The sequence below is a fragment of the Saccharopolyspora sp. 6M genome (assembly GCF_020176775.1).
Taxonomy (GTDB): domain Bacteria; phylum Actinomycetota; class Actinomycetes; order Mycobacteriales; family Pseudonocardiaceae; genus Saccharopolyspora_C; species Saccharopolyspora_C gregorii.
This window is the reverse complement of sequence record NZ_JAIUJZ010000313.1, coordinates 1-4,108: the sequence shown is the minus strand read 5'-3', so window position 1 is coordinate 4,108 and position 4,108 is coordinate 1. Positions and strand designations below refer to the sequence as shown.

Here is a 4,108-nt window from a genome sequence, read left to right as displayed (position 1 = left end):
GCCCGCCCCCCCCCGCCCACCCCCCGCCCCCCCCCCGGCCCCGCGGCGGCCGCGCCCCCCCCCGGGGCCCCGCGGGGCCCGCGCCCCCCCCCGGCCCCCCGGTGCCGGGACGGGTCAGAACTCCTCGCCGACGGCGGCGGCCTCCACGGGCACGCGGTGCGGATCCCGGCGCTTGCGCAGGTCCACCAGCAGCAGGCCCGCCGAGACCACGCACAGCACCGCGGCCACCGCGAACGGGGCGTGCGCCGAGCCGAACCAGTCCGCGACGTGCCCGACCAACGTCGCCGCGACCGCGCCGCCGAACCAGCGGCAGAAGTTGTACCCGGCGCTGGCCACCGAGCGCGGCGCGTCGCTGATGCTCATCGCGGTCCCGGTGAACAGCGTGTTCAGCAGGCCCGAGGCGATACCGCTGAGGATCACCGCGACCACCACGACCGGTTTCGACCCGACCGCCATCACCAGCAGCAGCACCGCGTACAGCAGCACCGCGAGCACGGTCCCGCCCGCGTCGCCGAACCGGGCGGCGAGCTTCGGCGCGAGGGTCACGCCCGCCACCGCCACGCACAGGCCCCAGCCGAAGAACACCAGGCCGACCGCGATCGCCCCGAACTCCAGCACGAACGGCGCCCACGCGAGCACCACGAAGAACGCGGCCGTGTAGAAGGCGGAGCCGAGCGCGGTGCGCAGCAGCCCGCCGTGCCCGAGGGCGCGCAGCGGGTCGAGCAGCCGCACCTTCGGCCGCTTCGCCGGGTCCGCGTCGTCGGCGGGCAGGAACCCGGCCGAGAGCACCAGCGCGATCGCCATCAGCACCGCGGTACCCGCGAACGGCCCCCGCCAGGAGATGTTGCCCAGCAGCGCGCCGAGCAGCGGGCCGGTGGACAGGCCGATGCCGAGCGCCGCCTCGTACAGCAGGATCGCGGCCTGCTGGCCGCCGCTGGCCGCGCCGACGATCACCGACAGCGCGGTGGCGATGAAGAACGCGTTGCCCAGGCCCCACACCGCGCGCAGCGCCACCAGCTGCCCGATGGATCCGGCGACCGCGCAGGCCAGCGTGGCCAGCACGATCAGCACGAGGCCGGTGACGACGGTCCGCTTGGGCCCGAAGCGGGCGCTGAACGCGCCGGTGACGAGCATCGCCACCACCTGGACGCCCAGGTAGGACGAGAACAGCAGCGTCACCTGCTCGGGTCCGGCGTGCAGGGCTTGTGCGATGGACAGCAGGATCGGGTCCACCAGTCCGATGCCCATGAAGGCGATGACCGCGGCGAACGCGGTGATCCACACCGCTTTCGGCTGGCCCTTGAAGACGTCCAGCAACCGGACGTCGTGCGTGCCGCTCATCGGCCGCCACTCCTCAGCGTCTCGGGGTGAGCCGTTCCGCGTCTCGCGTGCCGCCCACCGGGTAGTTCGTTCGCAATGCTAACTTTCTGGTGGTTCTCCAGCCAGCCCGCATGAGCAGGCACACAGCCCGAACGGCTCCGTTCGCAGCAGCGCGACGCCGCGACCGGAGTAACCCGCCCGGCGCACCGCCCCTGCACCCGGTGCCGCGCCGCTCCTGCACCACCGCCGCGCCACCCCGGCACCACCCCGGCACCACCGTCGCGCCACCGAGCAGGACGCGCCCGCGCCCCGGCTCCTACGATCGGCGACGTGACTCCCGCAGCCGTGCTCTTCGACCTCGACGGCGTCCTCGTCGACTCCGAACAACTCTGGGACCGCATCCGCCGCGACGTCGTCGCCGCCCACGGCGGCCGCTGGACCGACGACGCGACCCGGGCCATGCAGGGCATGAGCACCCCCGAATGGGCCCGCTACCTCGTCGACGACCTCGGCGCGCAGCTCACCGCCGACGACGCCGCCGAACGGGTCATCTCCGAGATGGCCCGCGTCTACGCCGCGGACGCGCCCGTGCTGCCCGGCGCCGCCGACACCCTGCGGCGCGTCGCCGAGCGGTTCCCCACCGCCATCGCCAGCTCCGCGCCGCCGCGGATCATCCAGGCGTTCCTAGACAGCACCGGCCTCACCGTCGGCGCCACCCTCTCCAGCGAGCAGGTCGGCGCGGGCAAACCCGCGCCCGACGTGTACCTGGAGGCCGCGCGGCTGCTCGGCACCTCCGCCGCCGACTGCGCCGCCGTCGAGGACTCCAGCAACGGGCTGCGCGCCGCCACCGCCTCCGGCGCCACCGTGTTCGCGGTGCCCAACGCCCACTTCCCGCCCGCCGAGGACGCCCTCGCCGGAGCGCACCGCGTGCTCGGCGACATCACCGAACTCCCCGCCGCGCTCGACGAACTCGGCTGACCGCCGGCCGCACGCCTGCCGCCGAACGGAGCAACTCAGCGCCCGAGCCGTTGACCTCGCCCCTGGGGCACACCGTTGAGTGCTCCTCCGGGAGAACACCCGGGATGAGGGGCAGGACGACATGGATCTCGAACGGAACGCGGGCCGGAGCGCGGCCGCACTGATCGCGGCAGGGCTCGCGGCCTCGCTGCTGGCGGTGCCGGCCTCGGCCGAGGGGACCGGGCCGGAGTGGGGGCCGTGCCCGGCGGACGTGGTGACCGACCCGCAGCCGGTGCAGTGCGCGGTCGTGCAGGTGCCGGTGGACTACTCCGACCCGGACGGCGCGCAGCTCGACCTCACGATCTCGCGGCTGGCCAGCCAGCACCCCGAGCGGCGGCGCGGGGTGCTGCTGCTCAACCCAGGCGGTCCGGGCGGCTCCGGGCTGTCCTTCGGCGCCGACCTGGCGAACCGGGGCCTGCCCGCGAGCGTGCTGGACGGCTACGACCTGATCGGGATGGACACCAGGGGAGTGGGCCACTCGTCCCCGGTGAGCTGCGGGTTCACCGACGAGCAGGCGCGCTACGGCAACATCCCGCCGTACGCGGTGGACGACGACGCCGCGGTCACCGAGCGGGCCGCGGAGGTGCGCACCATCGCCGAGCAGTGCGCCCAGCACGACGACGGGCGGTTGAGCAGCCTGACCACCGCGAACATGGCGCGCGACCTGGACCGGATCCGGGCCGCGCTCGGCGAGGAGAAGGCGAGCTTCTACGGGGCGTCCTACGGTTCCGCGCTGGGTGCCGCGTACGCCTCGATGTTCCCGGAGCGGGCCGACCGGGTGGTGCTGGACAGCAACATCGGCGACACCGCGCTGGACCGGGACGGGATGCGCCGGTTCGCGCTCGGCGCCGAGCAGGCCTTCCCGGACTTCGCGGCGTGGGTCGCGCAGCGCGGCGACTCCTACGGCCTCGGCGGCACCGAGGAGGAGGTGCGGCGCACCTACTTCGACCTCGCCGAACGCCTCGACGCCCAGCCGTTCGCGGGGGTGGACGGGGCGCAGTTCCGGCTGGCCACCTTCGTCGGGCTGTACGCCGAATCGACCTACGGCCGGACCGCGCAGCTCTGGCAGTCGCTGCGCGACTCCGACGAGGGCGCGGTGCGCGCGCAGCAGCTCGCCGGGGCCGACACCTCGGCGTTGGACAACTCGCTGTCGGTGTTCCTCGCGGTGACCTGCAACGACGTCGAATGGCCGGAGGACGTCGAGACCTACCGGCGCGGGGTTGCCGCGGACCGGGCGGAGTTCCCGCTGTTCGGCGCGGCCACCGCGAACGTGCTGCCCTGCGCGTTCTGGGCGCACGAGCCCGCCGAGCCGCGGGTGCCGGTCCTCGACGACGGGTCGGACGACGTGCTCATCGTGCAGAACCGGCGCGACCCGGTCACCCCGCACCGCGGCGGCGAGCTGCTCCGGGAGAAGTTCGGCGACCGCGCGCGGCTGGTCAGCGCCGACGAGGCAGGGCACGGCGCCTACGTGCTCGGCGGCAACGCCTGCGTGCTGGACGTGACCACCAAGTTCCTGGTGGACGGCGAGCGCCCGGACCAGGACGTGTCCTGCCCGGCCTCCCGCTGATCGTCCCCGGTCCGGCGCGGGCGGGATCGATCGCCCGGCCGGATCAGGCGGTGTTCAAGCGCTCCAGGCATTCCCTGGCCGCGTTGGACACCTGCTCGTCGGGGGGGGGGGGGGGGGGGGCGGCGGCCCGGCCCGGGCCCGCCGACCACGTCCGACATGCCTCGGCGTGTCGGCCCGCCTCGGGCGCAGCCGCGGTTCCGGACG

The 4,108-nt window shown here is 74.8% G+C and carries 3 protein-coding genes; 2 read left to right on the top strand and 1 reads right to left on the bottom strand.

What is annotated here, in order from left to right; genetic code table 11:
• Positions 1 to 114: 114 nt before the first annotated feature.
• A complete protein-coding gene (locus LCD31_RS28300) occupies positions 115 to 1,341 on the bottom strand; it encodes an MFS transporter (protein ID WP_224963168.1) in 1,227 nt (408 codons plus the stop codon).
• 309 nt (positions 1,342 to 1,650) lie between these two features.
• Between LCD31_RS28300 and LCD31_RS28295 the strand changes: the two genes are divergently transcribed.
• Both LCD31_RS28295 and LCD31_RS28290 read left to right on the top strand, forming a co-directional pair.
• The gene (locus LCD31_RS28295; RefSeq protein WP_224963166.1) at positions 1,651 to 2,298 is read left to right on the top strand and encodes an HAD family phosphatase; all 648 of its coding nucleotides are present in this window, start codon (positions 1,651 to 1,653) and stop codon (positions 2,296 to 2,298) included.
• Positions 2,299 to 2,419: 121 nt separating this feature from the next.
• Positions 2,420 to 3,904 (top strand): alpha/beta hydrolase, encoded by a 1,485-nt coding sequence (locus LCD31_RS28290; RefSeq protein ID WP_224963164.1) that lies wholly within the window; start codon positions 2,420 to 2,422, stop codon positions 3,902 to 3,904.
• Positions 3,905 to 4,108: the final 204 nt, after the last annotated feature.